We start from the raw sequence: 17,958 nt of genomic DNA on the forward strand, positions 1-17,958 counted from the left end.
GGGCCGCGCAGGCACCGCGAGCGGGAGCGGCTCAGCCGTAGGCGGCGACATAGTCGACGAGGCTCTGCACCGTCGTCAGCCCGGCGTAGTCGTCCTCGGGGGTGTTCACCCCGGTCGACTCTGCGACCACCTCGAGCAGGCGCAGGAAGTCGAGGGAGTCGAGTTCGAGGTCCTGGCGCAGGCGGGCCGCACCGTCGAGCCCCTCGGTCTCGACATCGGGCGCCACTTCGCCGATCGCCGCCAGTACGGCCGCGCGGGCATCCTGCTCGTTCATAGGTCCTCCGGCTTCTGCAGCAACTCGTCGACGCGCGCGAGAAATCGCCCACCGCGCAGCCCGTCGCTGGCGCGGTGATCCGCGGACAGCGTGGCGGTGACCACGGGGCGCACCCCGAGCATCCCGTCCTGGGCCCACGGCCGCTCGACGACGCGGCCGAAGCCGACCAGGGCGACCTGTGGCGGGTAGATCACGCCGAAGACCGCCTCGGCACCCAGCTCGCCGAGGTTCGTCACCGTGATCGTCGGATCGGCCATCTCCGCGCGCTGCAGGCGTCCGCCTCGTGCGCGCGCGACGAGGTCGCGCAGCCGCGCCATCAACTCGTCGGAGGTCAGGGTGTCCGCGTCGTGGATCGCGGGCGCGACGAGGCCGCCCCCTCGGAGCGCGACGGCGACACCGAGGTGCACGGCCGTGCTCTGCTGGAACACCCCGTCGACGAAGAACCCGTTGAGGCCCGGCACGTCCTTCGCGGCCCGCGCCGACGCTGCGAGGAGCAGCGCAGCGGGAACGAGTCGCGATGAGATCGGCCGATCGGCGTTCGCCTGCTGCATCCAGGCGACGGCGGAGCTCAGGTCGATCGTCGTGCTGAGGTAGTAGTGCGGGATCTCCCGCTTCGAGCGGGCCATGAGCGAGCCGATGGCCCTCCGCAGGCCTGCGACGCGCTCCGCCGCCTCTGACGTCGCGGTGCCGCCGGGACGGGATTCGACCGGCGCGCGCGTGGCGGGCGCAGCGGCGACGGCTTCGGCCTGCACGGACTCGACCCCGACCGACGCCGCGCCCACCTCGGGCGCCGGCCCGCGTGCGGCCGCCTCCCGCCGGAGGTCGGCCTCGGTGACGGCGCCTCCCGGGCCGGTGCCGCTGACGCTCGCGAGATCCACGCCGAGCTCAGCGGCGAGCCGCCGAGCCCGCGGAGACGAACGGACCCGGCCCTCGGGCCCGTGGCCGGGTACGGCAGACGGCGCTGCGCGTTGGGCGGCCGCCGCCTCGACGTCGGCTCGCGTGATCGCCCCGTGCTTCCCGGTTCCGTGGAGCCGATCGACGTCGACGCCGAATTGGTGCGCGAGATGCCGGATCGGAGGGGTGAGGGGCGCCGACGGCTCTGGTGCCTCCGCCGGCTTCGGCGCGGGCACCGGGGCGACCCGCTCGGCCGCAGGCGTCGGCGGTGCGGTCGGCGCGGGTGCCGGAGGGGGCGTCGGGCGAGACGGGGCGCCTGCAGCAGGGGGCCCGGCGGCCACGACGTCGGCGGGCGTGCCCGTGATGCGCGCGATCGGGGTGCCAACGGGCACGGTCACGCCGAGGTCGACGAGGTACTCGGCGACGACGCCCTCCTCGAACGATTCGACCTCCATGACGGTCTTCTCGGTGTCGACCGCGGCGAGGATGTCGCCGCGGTGCACGTAGTCGCCGGGCTTCACGAGCCACTCGATCACCTTGCCCCGCTCCATGTCGGCGCCGAGCGAGGGCATCCGGAATTCACCCACGTGCGCCCACCGCCTCCCGGGCCGCGGCGACGATCCGCTCGACCGAGGGCAGGGCGGCCCGTTCGAGGTGCTTGGCGTACGGTACGGGGACCTCTTCGCTGCAGACGCGTGCGACGGGGGCATCCAGGTCGAAGAACGCGTTCTCGGTGATCCGCGCGCTCAGCTCGGCGGAGATGCCGCCGCTGCGCCATCCCTCGTCGATGACGACGGCACGATGGGTCTTCTCGACCGTCGCGACGATGGCGTCGTCGTCGAGCGGGCGAAGCGTGCGAAGGTCGAGCACCTCCGCGTCGATGTCGTCGTTCGCGAGGGCTTCCGCAGCCTCGAGCACCGTCGGCAGCGTCCCGCCGTAGGTGATGAGCGACACATCCGCCCCGGCGCGGCGCACGGCGGCGGTGTCGGTGTCGACGGCGCCGGCATCGTCGGCGAGCTCGCCGGCGACGTTGTAGAGCGAGCCGTGCTCGAAGATGAGCACGGGGTCGGGGTCCTCCAGCGCCGTCCACAGCATGCCACGCGCATCCTCGAGGGTCGCGGGGGCGAGCACGCGCAGGCCCGGGATGTGCGCGATCCAGCCCTCGAGGCTGTGCGAGTGCTGCGCGGCGAGCTGGCGTCCGCCGCCCGTCGTCATGCGGATCACGATGGGCACGTTGAACTGGCCGCCCGACATGTGCAGGAGGGTCGCGGCGTTGTTCACGATCTGGTCGAGGGCGAGCAGGCTGAAGTTGACCGTCATGATCTCGACGATCGGCCGCATGCCGCCGAGCGCGGCGCCGATGCCCGCGCCCACGAACCCGGCCTCGGACAGCGGCGTGTCCCGGATGCGCCTCGGCCCGAACTCTTCGAGCAGTCCGAGGCTCACGGCGAATCCGCCACCGTACCGCCCCACGTCCTCGCCCATGAGGAACACCCGTTCGTCGCGCTGCATCGCGTCGCGGATCGCGGCCCGGATCGCTTCGCGGTACGTCGTCTTCATCGCGGTGACCGCTCGCTGTACACGAACCGCGTGAGTTCCTCGACCGGCTCGAGCGTGCCTGCCTCCGCGAAGGCGACAGCGTCCCGGACCTCGGCGGCGACCTCCTGCTCGAGCGCCTCCCACTGGTCGCTCGAGAGGGCTCCGGATGCCTCGAGGGCGCTGCGCAACAGCACGATGGGGTCGCGCTTCATCCACCGCTCGACCTCGGCCTTCTCCCGGTATCGCTCCGGGTCGAACATCGAGTGGGCCCGGAAGCGGTACGTGCGCAGCTCGAGGAAGTGCGGGCCCCCACCGCCGCGCACGGCGTCGACGGCGCGGCGCGCGGCCTCCTCGACGGCGAGCACGTCCATGCCGTCCACCGCCCACGCCGAGACCTCGTAGACGGCCGCCTTGAGTGCGATGTCGGTCTGGGACTCCGACCGCTCGAGGGCGGTGCCCATGGCGTAGAGGTTGTTCTCGCAGCAGAACAGCACGGGCAGGTCCCAGAGCGCGGCCAGGTTGAGGCTCTCATGGAACTCGCCCTCCGCGACGGCGCCCTCCCCGAAGAAGCACACGGTCACCCGGTGGCGGCCGGCCATCTTGTCGGCGAGCGCCAGCCCGACCGCGAGCGGCAGGCCGCCCGCGACGATGGCGTTGCCGCCGTAGAAGCGCGTGCCGGCGTCGAAGAGGTGCATCGACCCGCCGCGACCACGGCAGCATCCCTCGGCGTGCCCGTACATCTCGGCCATGATGGCGGTCGCCGGGACGCCGCGGAGCAATGCGTGCCCGTGCTCGCGATAGGTGGCGACCACCGCATCATCGGCCGCGAGCACCGACATGACCCCGGCGGCGACCGCCTCCTCGCCGATGTAGACGTGCAGGAACCCGCGGATCTTCGACGCGCTGTACAGCTCGACGCATTCCTCCTCGAGGCGCCGCACCCGCAGCATCTGGCGGAGGAGTCCCCGCACGTGCTCGGGATCTGCCGCAATCGCCTGTGCCGTCTCGTCCTCGGTCACCGTCCCACCTCCAGCGTGGACGTGTCGCCCTCGGGCAGCCCGAGCTCGCGGGCCTTGAGCAGGCGGCGGAGGATCTTCCCGCTGCGGGTCTTCGGCAGGGCGGTCGTGAAGTCGAGCAGGCGCGGGGCGACGGCGGCGCCGAGCCGCTTCCGGGCGAAGCCGATGATCTCGAGGCGCAGGGCGTCGGATGCCTCGTAGCCGGGCTTCAGCTCCACGAATGCCTTCACGACCTCACCGGCGACGGGGTCGGGGACGCCGATCACGCCGGCCTCGGCGACGGCGTCGTGCTCCATGAGGGAGCTCTCCACCTCGAAGGGGCCGATGAGGTGGCCAGACGACTTGATGACGTCGTCACCGCGGCCGACGAACCAGTAGTAGCCGTCGTCGTCGCGCCTTGCGAGATCGCCGGTGAGGTACCAGCCCCCGACGAAGCACTTCCGGTACCGCTCCTCCTCGTTGAGGTAGCCGCGGAACATCGAGGGCCAGCCGGGCCTGAGGGCGAGCTCGCCCATGGCATCGGGATCGGTGACGAGCACGATCTCGCCGTCGCGCAGCAGAGGCGCCCCCGTCTCGTCGCGTGCGACGATCGCCGCCTCGATGCCCGGCAACGGGCGTCCCATCGAGCCGGGCCGGATGTCCATCGCCGGGTAGTTCGAGATCATGATCCCGCCGGTCTCGGTCTGCCACCAGTTGTCGTGCACGGGAAGGCCGAACGCCTCCTGCCCCCAGACGACGACCTCGGGGTTGAGCGGCTCGCCGACGCTCGCCACGAACCGCAGGGCCGAAAGGTCGTGGCCGCCGGCCCGCTCCGCACCGGCCTTCATGAGCATGCGCAGCGCCGTGGGAGCCGTGTACCAGACGGTGACCCGCTGTTCGGCGAGGATCCGGTACCAGCGGTCCGCATCCATCTCCTCCTCGTCGACGATGGTCGTCACGCCGTGCACGAGCGGAGCGATTATGCCGTACGAGGTGCCGGTCACCCAGCCCGGGTCGGCCGTGCACCAGTAGACGTCGTCGGGGTGCAGGTCGAGCGCGAACCGTCCGGTCGCGTAGTGGGCGGTGACGGCGTCGTGCACGTGGATCGCGCCCTTGGGCTTCCCGGTGGTACCGCTCGTGAAGTGCAGCAGCGCCATGTCCTCGGGGCCTGTCGCGGCGATCTCGCCGTACGGCGGTGCGTCATCGAGGAGCGCTGCGAGGTCGAGCGTGCCGGGCTCGGGCTCGTCGTCGGCGTCGATGAGCAGCACGTGCCGCAGGTCCGGCAGCTCGGCCCTGATCGGCGCGACCTTCCTGCGATAGAGCGCCCGCGTCGTGATGAGCACGCGTCCGCCGCCGAGCTGCAACCGCTGCCGCACGGGTTCGGGACCGAAGGCGGAGAACAGCGGGCAGAAGACGGCCGCGTGCTTCAGGGTCCCGAGGACGGCGACGTACAGGGCGGGCATGCGTCCGACGAGTGAGAACACGCGCTCCCCGCGCTGCACCCCCAACCCGCGCAGCACGCTGGCGAACCGGCCCGTCTCCTCGGCGAGTTCCGCGTAGCTGAGCGAGCGGGTCGTGCCGTCGGCACGCACGAACCGGAGCGCCTCCCGGTCGGCCAGCGCGCCCGCCCCGTGGCGGTCCACGGCCTCGTGGGCGATGTTCACGCCGCCGCCCGGCAGGCCCGAGAGCCCGCCGCGAGCCTCGTCCCAGGTGAACGCGGCGCACGCCTCGTCGTAGTCGGCGAGGTTCGGCCTCACGGGAAGGGCCGCGATGTCCTTGGAGATCGTGGGCCACCGGGTCGATGACGGCGTCGTGGCCTTCATGATGACCCAGAGCCTAGGCCGGACGAGGCTGCATGCCGTGGGCCGTTCGTCCCGTGGCTCCCTCGATCGGGTGGCGCCGACGCATGCCGGGTCGACGACCGGCGCCTGTTGGTGCAGCCGGCCGGGACCGCTCGGGCGGGACGAACGGTGACGAACCGCCGCGGCCCGACGCGATCAGTCGAAGACGGTCTCGACGAAGCGGTATTCGACGGCCGTGGGGCGGTCGTCGTCGTCCGCGCTGAACTCGAGGCCGGCGCCCCGCGTGTAGATGTAGTGCTTGCCCTTGTCGGCGCTGAGCTCGAGCCGCGGCCGAGGATCACCGCTCTCGAGGAAGGCGGTCGCGACCGTCTTCCCCTCGAGCGGACCGTCGATCAGTTTCGCCGTGTACGAGCTCGCGGAAGAGGTATCCATGCCGCCAATTCTCCTCCGCGCCCCGCGAACTGCAAGGGACTTCCGGCCCCGCCCGACCCCCATTTCGCGTGGCCGAGTGGGTGCACTCACGGTGAGTGTGTGTATGGTGTGCCTGTCGGCGGTCCGATCCGCCGATCGGCACACCGCTCGGGGGCGCGGCTCGGATATGCGTTCTCCCAATCACGGAACAAGAGGAGTCTGGTGTCAGGCGCGAAGAAGTTGGTCATCGTGGAGTCGCCGACCAAGATGAAGTCGATCGCCCAGTACCTGGGCGACGGCTACCAGGTGCTGTCCTCGGTCGGACACATCCGTGACCTCATCGAGCCGAAGAACCTCCCCGCCGAGCTGAAGAAGGGCTCGCTCGGCAAGTTCTCCGTGGACGTCGAGCACGGCTTCGAGCCGTACTACGTGGTCTCCGACGCGAAGAAGAAAACGGTCGCCGAACTGAAGCGCGCCCTCAAGGACGCCGACGAACTCCTGCTCGCCACCGATGAGGACCGCGAGGGCGAGGCCATCGCGTGGCACCTGCTGCAGGAGCTCAAGCCCAAGGTGCCCGTGCGACGGATGGTCTTCCACGAGATCACGAAGGACGCCATCGAGAAGGCGAAGGACAACACCCGCGAGCTCGACACCGCGCTCGTCGACGCGCAGGAGACACGGCGCATCCTCGACCGCCTCTACGGCTACGAGGTCTCGCCGGTGCTCTGGCGCAAGGTCGGGCCCGGCCTGTCGGCCGGACGCGTGCAGTCCGCCGCGACCCGACTCGTGGTCGACCGCGAGCGCGAGCGGCTCGCCTTCGTCGCTGCCGGCTACTGGGACCTCGTCGGCCGGTTCTCCGGTGACCCCGCCGCGGGCGCCGACGCGCAGTCGTTCGAGGCGCGCCTCGTGCGTCTCGGCGGCGAGCGCGTGGCGACGGGCCGCGACTTCGACGACGCCGGGCGACTGAAGGGCAAGGCGGTCGTGCTCGACGAGCGCGTTGCCGAGGCGCTCGTGCACGCGCTGCGCGCCGACGGCGTCGCTCGCACCGTGTCGAAGGTGGAGTCGAAGCCGTACTCCCGCCGTCCGGCGGCCCCGTTCACCACGTCGACCCTCCAGCAGGAGTCCGCCCGCAAGCTCCGGCTCTCCGCTCGTGACACGATGCGCGTGGCGCAGTCGCTCTACGAGAACGGCTACATCACCTATATGCGCACCGACTCCGTCTCGCTCTCGCAGCAGGCGATCACGGCGGCCAGGACGCAGGCGACGAAGCTGTACGGCGCCGACTCGATCCCCGACAAGCCCCGCCTCTACACCGGCAAGTCGAAGAACGCGCAGGAGGCGCACGAGGCCATCCGCCCCTCCGGCGAGATCTTCCGTACGCCGTCGGAGCTCCAGAGCGTGCTGAGGGGCAGCGAGTTCAGGGTGTACGACCTCATCTGGAAGCGCACGGTCGCCTCGCAGATGGCCGACGCGAAGGGCCAAACCGCCACGGTCACGATCGCGGTCGGTCCGACGGCACCGGATGCCGCGGCGCCCGCCGAGGCATCCGTGAACCTCTCCGGCACGATCGCCGAGTTCACCGCGAGCGGCACGGTCATCACCTTCCGCGGCTTCCTCGCCGCCTACGAGGAGGGCCACGACGAGGAGCGGAACGCCGACGACGCCCCCGGCGAGGCCAAGCTGCCGCCGCTGAAGGAGGGCCAGACCGTCGGCCTCGTCGACCTCGAGGCGAAGGGCCACGAGACCAGTCCGCCGCCGCGCTACACCGAGGCGAGCCTCGTGAAGCGCCTGGAGGAGCTCGGCATCGGCCGTCCCTCGACGTTCGCGTCGATCATCTCCACCATCCTCGACCGCGGCTACGTCACGCAGCGCGGCCAGGCGCTCGTGCCCAGCTGGGTGGCGTTCTCGGTGGTGCGGCTCCTCGAGGAGCACTTCGGCGACCTCGTCGAGTACGACTTCACCGCAGAGATGGAGGACGACCTCGACCACATCGCCGCGGGTGAGGCCGACCGGGTCGACTGGCTCTCGAGCTTCTACTTCGGCTCAGACAGGCACCGCGGGCTCCGGCAGGTCGTCGACAATCTCGGTGAGATCGATGCCCGCGAGATCAACTCGGTGCGGATCGCGTCCGACATCACGCTGCGCATCGGCAAGTACGGCCCCTACCTCGAGACGATCGACCCGGATGCCGCTCCCGACGCGCCGCCGCGCCGGGTCAACCTTCCCGCCGACCTCGCACCCGACGAGCTCACCGAGGCCAAGGCGCGGGAGCTCATCGAGGCGCCGGTGCAGACCGACCGCGTGCTCGGCGAGAACCCCGACAACGGCAAGCTGGTGGTCGTGAAGGACGGGCGGTTCGGTCCCTATGTGACCGAGGTGGAGCCCGAGCCCGAGGAGGCTGCGGCATCCCTTCGACAGGCTCAGGACGGCGCCGTCGATTCCGTCACCGGCGAGGTCGTCGAGGCGCCCAAGCCGAAGCGCGGCGCGAAGAAGGCCGCCGCCCCGAAGCCGCGCACCGCGTCCCTCTTCAAGAGCATGCAGATCGAGGAGATCGACCTTCACACCGCGCTGCAGCTGCTCGACCTGCCGAGAGTCGTCGGCCTCGACCCTGAGTCCGGCGAGGAGATCAGCGCGCAGAACGGCCGGTACGGGCCGTACCTCAAGAAGGGCGCCGACACGCGCACCCTGCCGAGCGAGGATGCGATCTTCGAGATCGACCTTCCGGGCGCGCTCGAGCTCTTCGCACAGCCCAAGTACGGTGCGCGTCGCGCGTCGAGCGCGCTCAAGGAATTCGACAGCGACCCGGTGAGCGGCAAGCCGATCAAGGTGAAGGACGGCCGCTTCGGGCCGTACGTCACCGACGGCACCACGAACGCGACGATCCCGCGCGCCGAGTCCGTCGAGGACATCACGTTCGAGCGGGCTGTCGAGCTGCTGCAGCTCAAGCGCGACAAGGGCCCGGCCGCACCGCGCGCGACGCGCACGACCACTCGGTCCACGACGGCGAAGAAGGCCCCAGCGAAGAAGGCGCCGGCCAAGAAGAGCAACGCGTGAGCCGCGGCGTCTTCATCACCTTGGAGGGTGGCGACGGCTCGGGCAAGACCACGCAGGCGGAGCTCCTGCGCGAGTGGCTCGCGACCGGGGGGCGCACCGTCGTGCGCACACGCGAGCCCGGCGGCACCGAGGTGGGCGTCGAGGTGCGCGAGATCGTGCTGCACCATCGCGGCGACATCGCGCCGCGGGCCGAGGCGCTGCTCTACGCAGCCGACCGCGCGCACCACGTCGCCACGGTGGTGCGGCCGGCCCTCGCCCGCGGCGAGGTCGTGATCCAGGACCGTTACATCGACTCATCCGTCGCGTACCAGGGCGCAGGGCGGGTGCTCGACTCCGAAGCCGTGCGCGGCATCTCCGAGTGGGCCACCGAGGGCCTCCTGCCCGACCTGACCGTCCTGCTCGACCTCGATGCGGATGCCGCACGCGGCCGCCTCGACGAAGCGCGCACGCGATACGACCGGCTCGAGGCCGAGGCATCCGAGTTCCACGACCGGGTGCGAGCCGCCTACCTGACCCTCGCGGACGCGGAGCCCGACCGCTTCCTCGTCGTGGACGCGGCACGACCGGTCGACGAGATCGCCGCCCTCATCCGCGCCCGCGTCGCCTCGCTGCTCTGAGCGCGACGGGCACACGGTCGGCGGCGGAAGGTAGCGTGGACACGTGAGCGTGTGGAGCGAGCTGACGGGGCAGGAGCCGGCGATCGCCGTGTTCCGCGCCGCCGCCGAGGCCGCAGGCGGGGCGTCGTCGCAGCAGATGACGCACTCGTGGCTCATCACCGGTCCGCCCGGGTCCGGCCGGTCCAACCTCGCCTACGCGTTCGCGACCGCGCTCATCGCCGGCCACGCCGACGGCGACGATCCCACCCGCATCCAGGTGGAGGCGCGCAGTCACCCCGACCTCCACGTGCTCGCCACCGAGGGCGTCATCATCAAGCGCGACGACGTGCGCGAGATCGTGAGGCGCTCGCACTACGCGCCCTCGGTCGGGCGCCACCGCGTCATCATCGTCGAGGACGCCGACCGCATGACCGAGCAGACCTCGAACTTCCTCCTGAAGGAGCTCGAGGAGCCGCCCGACCGCACGGTGTGGATCCTCTGCGCGCCGAGCGAGGCCGACCTCATCCCCACGATCCGCTCCCGCGTGCGCACCGTGCGCCTGCAGATGCCCACGGTCGCCGAGGTCGCGGCGCTCCTCGTGCGACGCGACGGCGTCGATGCCGAGCTCGCCGAACGTTCGGCGCGCGAGGCGCAGTGCCACATCGGCATGGCGCACCGGCTCGCCACGAGCGAGGAGGCCAGGCAGCGTCGCGCCGAGACCCTGCGGCTCGCCCTTGAGGTGCGCTCGGCCGCGACGGCCGTCGCCACCGCGGCGAGGTTCCTCGAGATCGCAGGCGACGATGCGAAGGCCATCACCGAGCTCCGCGACGCCGAAGAGCGTGCGCACGCGCTGCACTCGCTCGGCCTGGCGCCCGGCCAGGCGGTGCCACCGGCGCTGCGACCGCAGCTGAAGGCGCTCGAAGACGACCAGAAGCGCCGGGCGACGCGCAGCCTCCGCGACGGCATCGACCGCATCCTCGTCGACCTCGCCTCCCTGTACCGCGACATCCTGCTCATCCAGCTCGCCGCGAACGTCGAGCTCGTGAACCGCGAGCTCCTCGAGCCGATGCGCCGGGCTGCGGCATCCGCGACGCCCGCGCGCACGCTCGCGACGCTCGACGCGATCCAGGAGGCCCGCGAGCGCATCGAGGGCAACGTGCAACCGGCGCTCGCGCTCGAGGCGATGCTCGTCAGCGCCGTCCGCACCACGACCGAACGGGGAGCCGCATGACCGGCATTCGCAGCACGAGCAACAGGGCCGGCCGGATGCCGCGCGCACGCCGGCTGGGCATCGCCGGGGTGGCGCTCGCCGCCCTGCTCGCGCTCACGGGCTGTGTGCCGTCGATCCTGAGCCCGGCGAAGCCGGTCTCGACGCCCACCGGCGAGGACGTCGCCGAAGACCTCCGTCCCTTCTACTCGCAGGTGCTCGAATGGGAGGAGTGCGGCGAGGAGCTCGGCTGCGCCACCGCGACGGCCCCGCTCGACTGGGAGCATCCCGACGAGGGCGAGATCGAGCTCGCGCTCGTGCGCCACGTCGCGACAGGCGACCGCATCGGCTCGCTCCTCGTCAACCCGGGCGGTCCCGGCGGCTCGGGCTACGAGTTCATCGCCGATTCGCTCGATTACGCCGTCGGCCCTCCGCTGCAGGAGCGCTACGACGTGGTCGGGTTCGACCCCCGCGGTGTCGGCCGCTCATCGGCGGTGGCCTGCTACGACGACGCCCAGATGGACGACTACCTCTACGGCATCGTGCCGGCCGAGCGTGGCAGCGACGAGTGGATCGACCTCGTCGGGTCGGCTGCCGCCGACTTCGGTGAGGCGTGCGCCGAGAAGACCGGCGACCTGCTCGGGCAGGTCGACACCGTGAGCGCCGCGCGCGACCTCGACCTGCTCCGCGCCATCCTCGGCGATGAGCAGCTCAACTACCTCGGCTACTCGTACGGCACCTTCCTCGGTGCGACGTACGCGGAGCTGTACCCCGACAAGGTCGGCCGGCTCGTGCTCGACGGGGCGATCGACCCGTCGTCGAGCGACGCCGAGGTGACCCAGGCCCAGGCCGTCGGCTTCGAACAGGCGCTCCGTGCCTACCTCGAGGACTGCCTCACGGGCACCGACTGCCCGTTCGACGGCTCCGTCGACGCGTCCATGGACGAGGTCGGCCGGCTGCTCGCCTCGGTCGACGCCAGCCCGTTGCGCGGCACCGACGGCCGCATGGTGGGTGCCGACACCCTGCTCACGGCGATCATCTACCCGCTGTACAGCCCCGAGTCCTGGCCGTACCTCAGCCAGATGTTCGAATCGGTCACGTTCGGCGAGGCCGACCTGGCGCTCTCCTTCGCCGACGGCTACAACGGCCGCAACGAGGACGGCACGTATCGCGACAACTCCACCGAGTCGTTCCGCGCGATCAACTGCCTCGACTACGCCTACCAGGCCGATGTCGGCGTCATGCGCGAGAAGGCGGCCGCCATCGCGCAGGCCGCGCCCACGATCGGGCCGTACTTCGGCTATGGCGATCTCAGCTGCGTCGACTGGCCCTACCAGAGCGACCGCGAGCGCGCGGAGATCCACGCCGCCGGCGCCGCACCGATCCTCGTGGTCGGCACCACCGGCGACCCCGCGACCCCCTACGAGTGGGCCGTCGCACTCGCCGACCAGCTCGACAGCGGCGTGCTCGTGAGCTACGACGGCGAGGGGCACACCGCCTACAACAAGTCCAACTCGTGCGTGAATGATGCCGTCGAGGCATTCCTCATCGACGGAGCAGTGCCCGCGAGCGATCCCATGTGCTGACCCTGGTCATCGCCGCCTGCGAAACCCGCTAACATAGACTCTCGTGCCAGCCGGATCGCCGAGGCGAGACCGGATGCCACGCCGCCTTAGCTCAGTCGGCAGAGCGTCTCACTCGTAATGAGAAGGTCGTGGGTTCGATTCCCACAGGCGGCTCCGAAGAGAAGCCCGGAATTACGCAGATCGCGTGGGTTCCGGGCTTCTGCCGTTGAGTGGGGATGGAGAGATATCCCCTCCTGAACCCCTCCGCGCCGCTGCGCGAATGTGTCAGACCGCTCGGCGACGCCACCGCGTACAACGTGCAGGTCAGCGCCCACGAGTCCGTTCACAAACGCGGCGAGTGGGCGGCAAGGGACCAGCTCCGCACGGGCGAGGCGACGACCTTCATGGCTGTACGCACGATGGGCACGACCGACTCCACGATCACTGTTGAGTGGTCGGACGAACCGGGCGACGAGGAGCGCGAGTCATGGCGCTATCCATTGCCGCCGCGTCCGCCTCGGCGCTATCCCAGCGTCGCGAGAATCGATTCTGAGTAGCCGGTGTAGCCGTCGAACGTCGGGTGCAGGTACCCAGGGGTGCCAGGCGCGAGGCCGAACCACGGATCGCTCGGAACACCGGGCACAAGCTGCACGCCGTGGCCCGCGAACGCCACGATCACGTCGCTGTACAGCACGTCGACGTTGCTGCCGGCCGCGGTCGCCACCGCGGTGAAGATGGCGAGGTTGAGTGCATCCGTCGTGCTGTTGATCGCGCCGACGAGGGCAGTGAGCTCGGGGTAGAACGGCTGGAGTTCCGCAGGCACCGGATCGAGCAAATGGGGATATCCCGTGACGACGATGATCGCGCGAGGCGACCGCTCGGCAGCATCGCCGATCAGCCCGGCGAGGGGGGCGACCAGCCCAGGAATCGCCGCCGTGGTCGCCGTCAGAGCGCCGTTGCACACCGCGATGTAGGACGGGTCGGTCACGGCCGCCGAGCATGCCGCGTAGACGGCGTCGATGCCGACATCGTTCGCGCCGACGGTGATGGTCACGAGATTCGTTCCATTGTTGATCTCGCCGAGCTGCAACCCGACATCGGCGATGCTCGCGCCGGTGCATGCGGCGTTGCGCAGCAGGTTGAGCTGCGGCTCTGCATCGAGCTGCGAGCCGTAGCCGCCGTCGGTGCGCGCGCACGCGTCGAGGATGGCGCCGCCGCCCTGCCCGGCAGCGATGGAGTCACCGAGCGTGACGAGCCGCGTCACGTTCAATGGTGAGGCCGATGCCGCCCCGGCGACGCCGAGCGGCACCGCGAGGAGTGCAGCCACGACCGCGGCGGCGATGCCGAATGCGCGGCCCTTCGTTCGGAATGAGACCGTCATGGGCACACGATAGACCGAACTTGAGGATCGCACAGCATCCCAGAACAGGGGTGCTCGCGCGCGCGGCGAGGCGCCCCCGCCAGGGCGGTGCGGCACATGGCGGAACGGTTCGTGGCAATAGGCTTGCGCCATGACCGATCGACTGCGCTGGGGCATCCTCGCGACGGGCGGCATCGCCCACGCGTTCACGAACGACCTGAAGCTGAACGGGTTCACGGTGCAGGCGGTGGGCTCGCGCTCGCAGGCGTCGGCCGATGCGTTCGCGTCCGAGTTCGACATCCCCGACGCCCATGGCAGCTACGAGGCACTCGTCGCCGACCCCGAGGTCGACGTGGTGTACGTCTCGACGCCGCATCCGCTGCACGCCGGCAACGCGCGCCTCGTGCTCGAGGCGGGCAAGCACGTGCTCGTCGAGAAGCCGTTCGCGGTGAACGCCCGCGAGGCGCAGGAGATCGCCGACCTCGCCGCAGAGCGGGGCCTGCTCGCGCTCGAGGCGATGTGGACCAGGTACCTGCCGCACATGGCCCGGGTCCGGGAGCTCATCGCCGAGGGCACGCTCGGCGACGTGCGCACCCTCATCGTCGACCACACCCAGAAACTCCCCGACGACCCGAAGCACCGCATCAACGCCCTGGAGTTGGGCGGCGGCGCGTTGCTCGACCTCGGCATCTACCCGGTGTCGTTCTCGTGGGACCTCTTCGGCGCCCCGCTCACGATCCAGTCCACGGCGACGTTCAAGGAGACGGGCGCCGACGCGCAGATCGCCAACCTCTTCGCGTACGACGGGGGCGGGATCGCGTCGATGCTGTCCGCGAGCGACGCCCTCGGGCCGAACACGGCCGCGGTGCTCGGTACCCTCGGCCGAATCGAGATCGACCCTGTGTGGTACACGCCGACCAGCTTCCGAGTCGTGGCGGCCGACGGCACCGTGGTGGAGGAGTTCCGCTCCGAGGTGACGGGTCGCGGCATGCACTTCCAGGCCGAGGCCGTCGAGCGGCTGGTGGCCGAGGGCAATCTCCGAGGCGACCTGCTCCCGATCGACGAGTCCGTCGCGATCATGGGTACGCTCGACACGATCCGCGAGCAGATCGGGCTGCGCTACCCGGGCGAATGACCCGCGGCGGGCGCTGGCGCGCGCCCAGCCGGCGTTCGGACGACGGTCAGGTTCCGCTCCGCGGGGCCGCGTACAATCCTCCGGGTGATCGACGAGACGGATGCCGCGGGCGACCCCACGACGCCCGGCGACCCAGCAGGCGACCCCACTGGCGACACGGCCACCGCCGCCGGCGGTTCGGGCTTCGGGGCATCCGTCGCCGCCTTCGCCCGCACGCACCGGCTGGCGCTCTCGATCACGGGCGGGGTGCTCGCACTCGCCCTGCTCGGCACGGGAGCCGTGTTCGCCGGCTCCGCCGTCGCGGGCGGCGGCGATGCCGAGACGGTCGCCGCCACGTCGACCCCGACGCCCACCGCCGAGCCCGCGCGCCCGGCGCCCGCGGCCGCGGTGGCGGCGAGCCGCATCCGAACGTGCTCGGTGGCCGACCGTGCGGCCGACGGGCGGCTCGCGAACCTCCAGGCGCAGGTCGTGAACGCGTCGACCGGCGAGGTCCTCTACGACCGCGGCGGCACGACGCCATCGCGCACCGCCAGCGTCATGAAGGTGCTCACCTCGGCGGCGGCCCTCTCGGTGCTCGGCCCCGACTATCGCGCCACGACGACCGTGGTGAAGGGATCCGAGCCCGGTTCGGCCGTGCTCGTGGGCGGCGGCGACGTCACCCTCTCGCGCACCCCCAGCGGCACGGAGACCGTGTATCCGGGCGCGGCGCACCTCGACGACCTCGCCGCGCAGGTGCGCGCGGCCTGGGATGCGGACCCCTCGAATCCACCGCTCACCAAGCTCGTGCTCGACGCGAGCCTGTTCGGCGGCGACGAGTGGGAGCCGAGCTGGGACCTCGTGGAGCGCGAGGACGGCTACATGTCGAACGTCACCGCGCTGCAGGTCGACGGCGACCGCGACGACCCCGGCGCGAACACCTCGTGGCGCAGCGGCGACCCGATCGGGCGAGCGGGCGACGCGTTCGCGTCCGAGCTCGGCGGTATCTCGGTCATCGAGCGCGGCACCGCCCCGGCGGACGCACAGCAGCTCGGGCAGGTCTCCTCGCCCACCGCGGCGCAGCTCGTCGACAAGGCCCTCGTGGTCTCCGACAACACGGTCGCCGAGATGCTCGCGCGCCTCGTCGCGATCAAGGCGGGCACCGGCAACACCTTCGGCGCGATCAATGCGGGGGTGCTGCAGGGGCTCGCGGCGTACGGCATCGACACGACGGGCATCACCGTCGTCGACGGCTCGGGGCTGAGCGACAACAACGCGGTCCCGCCGTCGTACCTCACCCGACTGTTCGTGAAGATCAACGCCCGCGAGGCCAACCTGGGCGTCATCATGGACGGGCTGCCCGTTTCGGGGCAGCGCGGCTCGCTGTCGTACAGCGATCGCTTCGCCGGTGACAACGCGGTGGCCGCCGGTGCCGTGTCTGCGAAGACCGGCTGGATCGAGACTGGATACACGCTCTCGGGAGTGGTGCGCGCGCAGGACGGCTCGACTCTCACCTTCGCGATCTATGCGCTCGGCGACGTGTCGGACGACGCCAAGCAGGCCATCGATACGCTCACGACGGGCTTCTTCCTCTGCGGGGACAACCTCTCCAACCAGTGACGGCCGCTGCGGCCCGACGACCGGCAGCCGCGACGCCCCGACCGGTGGACGTTCGGCTCCGGACTGGAAGAATGGGAGCGGACGCGACCGAACGACGTCGCGAGCCCGACGAGCGAAGGAGCGAGCCATGACCCGGGCCCTGTTCATCATCGACGTGCAGAACGACTTCACCGAGGGCGGCGCGCTCGCCGTCGAGGGGGGAGCGGCGGTCGCCGCTGGAGTGACCGAGCTCCTCGGGCGGCACGGCGGCGACTACACCGTCGTCGTCGCATCCCGCGACTGGCACACGCCCGATGACGACAACGGCGGGCATTTCGCGGTCGATGCCGAGCCCGACTTCGTCGAGACGTGGCCGGCCCACTGCGTCGCCGGCACGCCGGGCGCGGAGTACCACGCCGACCTCGACACCTCGGGCGTGCACGTGCATATCCGCAAGGGGCAGGGCGTGCCGGCCTACTCGATCTACGAGGGCACGGATGACGCGGGCGCGAAGATCAGCGAGGTGCTCGCGTCGCACGGCATCACGGACATCGACGTCGTCGGCCTCGCCACCGACTACTGCGTGCGGGCGAGCGTGCTCGACGCGCTCGAGCACGGCCAGCACGTGCGCGTGTTCACCGACCTCGTCGCCGGCGTCGCCGCCGAGACGTCGGAGGCTGCGCTCGCCGAGCTCGGCCACGCGGGCGCCGAGATCACCGAGTCGAGCGTGCTCGACGGGGCGACGCGTTGAGCAGCACGGGGCAGGGTCGCACGCCGACCCTGTTCGCCGAGAGCCATGACGGCGTGCTCATCGCCTATCGCGTACACAGTAGCGGTGAGGCGGATGCCGCGTCGCCGCCCGTGCTGCTCGTGCACGGGTTCGCGTCGAATGCCTCGGTGACGTGGGAGGGCACGGGCTGGGTGCAGGCGCTCAGCAGTGCTCATCGGTCCGTGATCACCGTCGACCTCCGCGGGCACGGCGAGAGCGACAAGCCCATCGACGCCGACGCGTACGCGCCCGAACGCCTCGGCGGCGACCTGCTCGCGGTGCTCGATTCGGCAGGGGTCGACCAAGTCGACGTCATCGGCTACTCGATGGGCAATCGCGTGGTGTCGGGGTTCGCGACGCTGGCGCCCGAGCGGGTGCGGCGGGTCGTGATCGGGGGGGCCGGGCCGATCGAGCTCTTCGCGTCGTGGGACCTCGAGGAGGCGCGCGGGGTGCTGCTCCGCGACGAGCCGTCGCACAACCCGGTCATCGAGCAGGTGCTGCGTCCGGCGATCGCGGCGGGCGCCGACCGCGAGGCGATGCTCGCGTGCATCGAGGGCGTGTCGGGTTCGCCGCTGTCGATCCCCGGCGACATCCCGACCCTGTTCGTCGCGGGCGAGGCCGATCCCGTGCCTGCCGGAGTGCGGGAGCTCGCGCTCGAGTGGGACAGCGACCTCGTCACGATCCCTGGCCGCGACCACGTGTCGACGCTCACCGCGCGCGCGTTCAAGGACGCGGCGATCGCGTTCCTCGCCGAGAAGTCGGCGGCGTCCGAGGAGTGACGC

15 protein-coding genes and 1 tRNA gene are annotated in these 17,958 nt (G+C 71.2%); 9 read left to right on the plus strand and 7 right to left on the minus strand.

All coding sequences use genetic code 11. From position 1 onward, the window contains the following. Positions 1-31 precede the first annotated feature (31 nt). From ASG80_RS09780 to ASG80_RS09805, 6 genes are all read right to left on the minus strand, one after another. Positions 32-274 (minus strand): acyl carrier protein, encoded by a 243-nt coding sequence (locus ASG80_RS09780; protein WP_056730065.1) that lies wholly within the window; start codon positions 272-274, stop codon positions 32-34. Continuing rightward, entirely contained in the window at positions 271-1,755 is a 1,485-nt protein-coding gene (locus ASG80_RS09785) for a dihydrolipoamide acetyltransferase family protein (RefSeq protein WP_056730068.1), read from the minus strand. The genes ASG80_RS09780 and ASG80_RS09785 overlap by 4 nt, the downstream gene beginning before the upstream one ends. Further along, entirely contained in the window at positions 1,748-2,728 is a 981-nt protein-coding gene (locus ASG80_RS09790; protein ID WP_056730070.1) for an alpha-ketoacid dehydrogenase subunit beta, read from the minus strand. The genes ASG80_RS09785 and ASG80_RS09790 overlap by 8 nt, the downstream gene beginning before the upstream one ends. Beyond that, positions 2,725-3,726, minus strand: coding sequence for a pyruvate dehydrogenase (acetyl-transferring) E1 component subunit alpha (gene pdhA / locus ASG80_RS09795; RefSeq protein WP_235508259.1), 1,002 nt, complete (start codon positions 3,724-3,726; stop codon positions 2,725-2,727). The genes ASG80_RS09790 and pdhA overlap by 4 nt, the downstream gene beginning before the upstream one ends. Then, the gene (gene acsA / locus ASG80_RS09800) at positions 3,723-5,525 is read right to left on the minus strand and encodes an acetate--CoA ligase (protein ID WP_056730072.1); all 1,803 of its coding nucleotides are present in this window, start codon (positions 5,523-5,525) and stop codon (positions 3,723-3,725) included. Before acsA ends, pdhA begins: the two co-directional genes overlap by 4 nt. A gap of 174 nt (positions 5,526-5,699) precedes the next feature. After that, entirely contained in the window at positions 5,700-5,936 is a 237-nt protein-coding gene (locus ASG80_RS09805) for a hypothetical protein (RefSeq protein ID WP_056730074.1), read from the minus strand. 201 nt (positions 5,937-6,137) lie between these two features. On the opposite strand from ASG80_RS09805, the gene topA reads away from it, so the two are divergent. The 5 genes from topA (at position 6,138) to ASG80_RS09830 (ending at position 12,511) form a co-directional block, all read left to right on the plus strand. Then, positions 6,138-8,969 (plus strand): type I DNA topoisomerase, encoded by a 2,832-nt coding sequence (gene topA, locus ASG80_RS09810; protein ID WP_156401764.1) that lies wholly within the window; start codon positions 6,138-6,140, stop codon positions 8,967-8,969. Beyond that, on the plus strand, positions 8,966-9,586 hold the full coding sequence (gene tmk, locus ASG80_RS09815; RefSeq protein ID WP_056730075.1) for a dTMP kinase: 621 nt from the start codon (positions 8,966-8,968) through the stop codon (positions 9,584-9,586). The genes topA and tmk overlap by 4 nt, the downstream gene beginning before the upstream one ends. Positions 9,587-9,629: 43 nt before the next feature. Further along, positions 9,630-10,796 (plus strand): DNA polymerase III subunit delta', encoded by a 1,167-nt coding sequence (locus tag ASG80_RS09820; RefSeq protein WP_056730077.1) that lies wholly within the window; start codon positions 9,630-9,632, stop codon positions 10,794-10,796. Then, entirely contained in the window at positions 10,793-12,358 is a 1,566-nt protein-coding gene (locus tag ASG80_RS09825) for an alpha/beta hydrolase (protein WP_056730079.1), read from the plus strand. Before ASG80_RS09820 ends, ASG80_RS09825 begins: the two co-directional genes overlap by 4 nt. 80 nt (positions 12,359-12,438) lie before the next feature. Further along, a tRNA-Thr gene (locus ASG80_RS09830) sits at positions 12,439-12,511 on the plus strand. A gap of 349 nt (positions 12,512-12,860) precedes the next feature. Here the strand turns inward: ASG80_RS09830 and ASG80_RS09835 are convergent. Further along, a complete protein-coding gene (locus ASG80_RS09835) occupies positions 12,861-13,718 on the minus strand; it encodes an SGNH/GDSL hydrolase family protein (protein WP_056730081.1) in 858 nt (285 codons plus the stop codon). A 130-nt stretch (positions 13,719-13,848) separates the two neighbouring features. Between ASG80_RS09835 and ASG80_RS09840 the strand changes: the two genes are divergently transcribed. The 4 genes from ASG80_RS09840 to ASG80_RS09855 all read left to right on the plus strand — a co-directional run bounded on the left by ASG80_RS09840 (position 13,849) and on the right by ASG80_RS09855 (position 17,955). Next, the gene (locus ASG80_RS09840; protein WP_056730083.1) at positions 13,849-14,832 is read left to right on the plus strand and encodes a Gfo/Idh/MocA family protein; all 984 of its coding nucleotides are present in this window, start codon (positions 13,849-13,851) and stop codon (positions 14,830-14,832) included. An 84-nt stretch (positions 14,833-14,916) separates the two neighbouring features. Continuing rightward, positions 14,917-16,428, plus strand: coding sequence for a D-alanyl-D-alanine carboxypeptidase/D-alanyl-D-alanine-endopeptidase (locus ASG80_RS09845; protein ID WP_235508260.1), 1,512 nt, complete (start codon positions 14,917-14,919; stop codon positions 16,426-16,428). 127 nt (positions 16,429-16,555) lie between these two features. Beyond that, positions 16,556-17,158 (plus strand): isochorismatase family protein, encoded by a 603-nt coding sequence (locus ASG80_RS09850; RefSeq protein WP_056730085.1) that lies wholly within the window; start codon positions 16,556-16,558, stop codon positions 17,156-17,158. After that, positions 17,155-17,955: an alpha/beta fold hydrolase gene (locus tag ASG80_RS09855; protein WP_235508261.1), complete on the plus strand. Its 801-nt coding sequence runs from the start codon at positions 17,155-17,157 to the stop codon at positions 17,953-17,955. Before ASG80_RS09850 ends, ASG80_RS09855 begins: the two co-directional genes overlap by 4 nt. The last annotated feature ends 3 nt before the right edge of the window (positions 17,956-17,958 follow it).

Origin of the sequence: Agromyces sp. Soil535 (genome assembly GCF_001428255.1) — a bacterium.
Taxonomy (GTDB): Bacteria; Actinomycetota; Actinomycetes; order Actinomycetales; family Microbacteriaceae; genus Agromyces.

What these genes read in the sequence shown, in the direction of transcription:
- ASG80_RS09780 (WP_056730065.1), bottom strand. Translation starts at nt 274, where the DNA reads ATGAACGAGCAGGATGCCCGCGCGGCCGTACTGGCGGCGATCGGCGAA.
- ASG80_RS09790 (WP_056730070.1), bottom strand. Translation starts at nt 2,728, where the DNA reads ATGAAGACGACGTACCGCGAAGCGATCCGGGCCGCGATCCGCGACGCG.
- acsA (WP_056730072.1), bottom strand. Translation starts at nt 5,525, where the DNA reads ATGAAGGCCACGACGCCGTCATCGACCCGGTGGCCCACGATCTCCAAG.
- ASG80_RS09805 (WP_056730074.1), bottom strand. Translation starts at nt 5,936, where the DNA reads ATGGATACCTCTTCCGCGAGCTCGTACACGGCGAAACTGATCGACGGT.
- ASG80_RS09825 (WP_056730079.1), top strand. Translation starts at nt 10,793, where the DNA reads ATGACCGGCATTCGCAGCACGAGCAACAGGGCCGGCCGGATGCCGCGC.
- ASG80_RS09835 (WP_056730081.1), bottom strand. Translation starts at nt 13,718, where the DNA reads ATGACGGTCTCATTCCGAACGAAGGGCCGCGCATTCGGCATCGCCGCC.
- ASG80_RS09840 (WP_056730083.1), top strand. Translation starts at nt 13,849, where the DNA reads ATGACCGATCGACTGCGCTGGGGCATCCTCGCGACGGGCGGCATCGCC.
- ASG80_RS09850 (WP_056730085.1), top strand. Translation starts at nt 16,556, where the DNA reads ATGACCCGGGCCCTGTTCATCATCGACGTGCAGAACGACTTCACCGAG.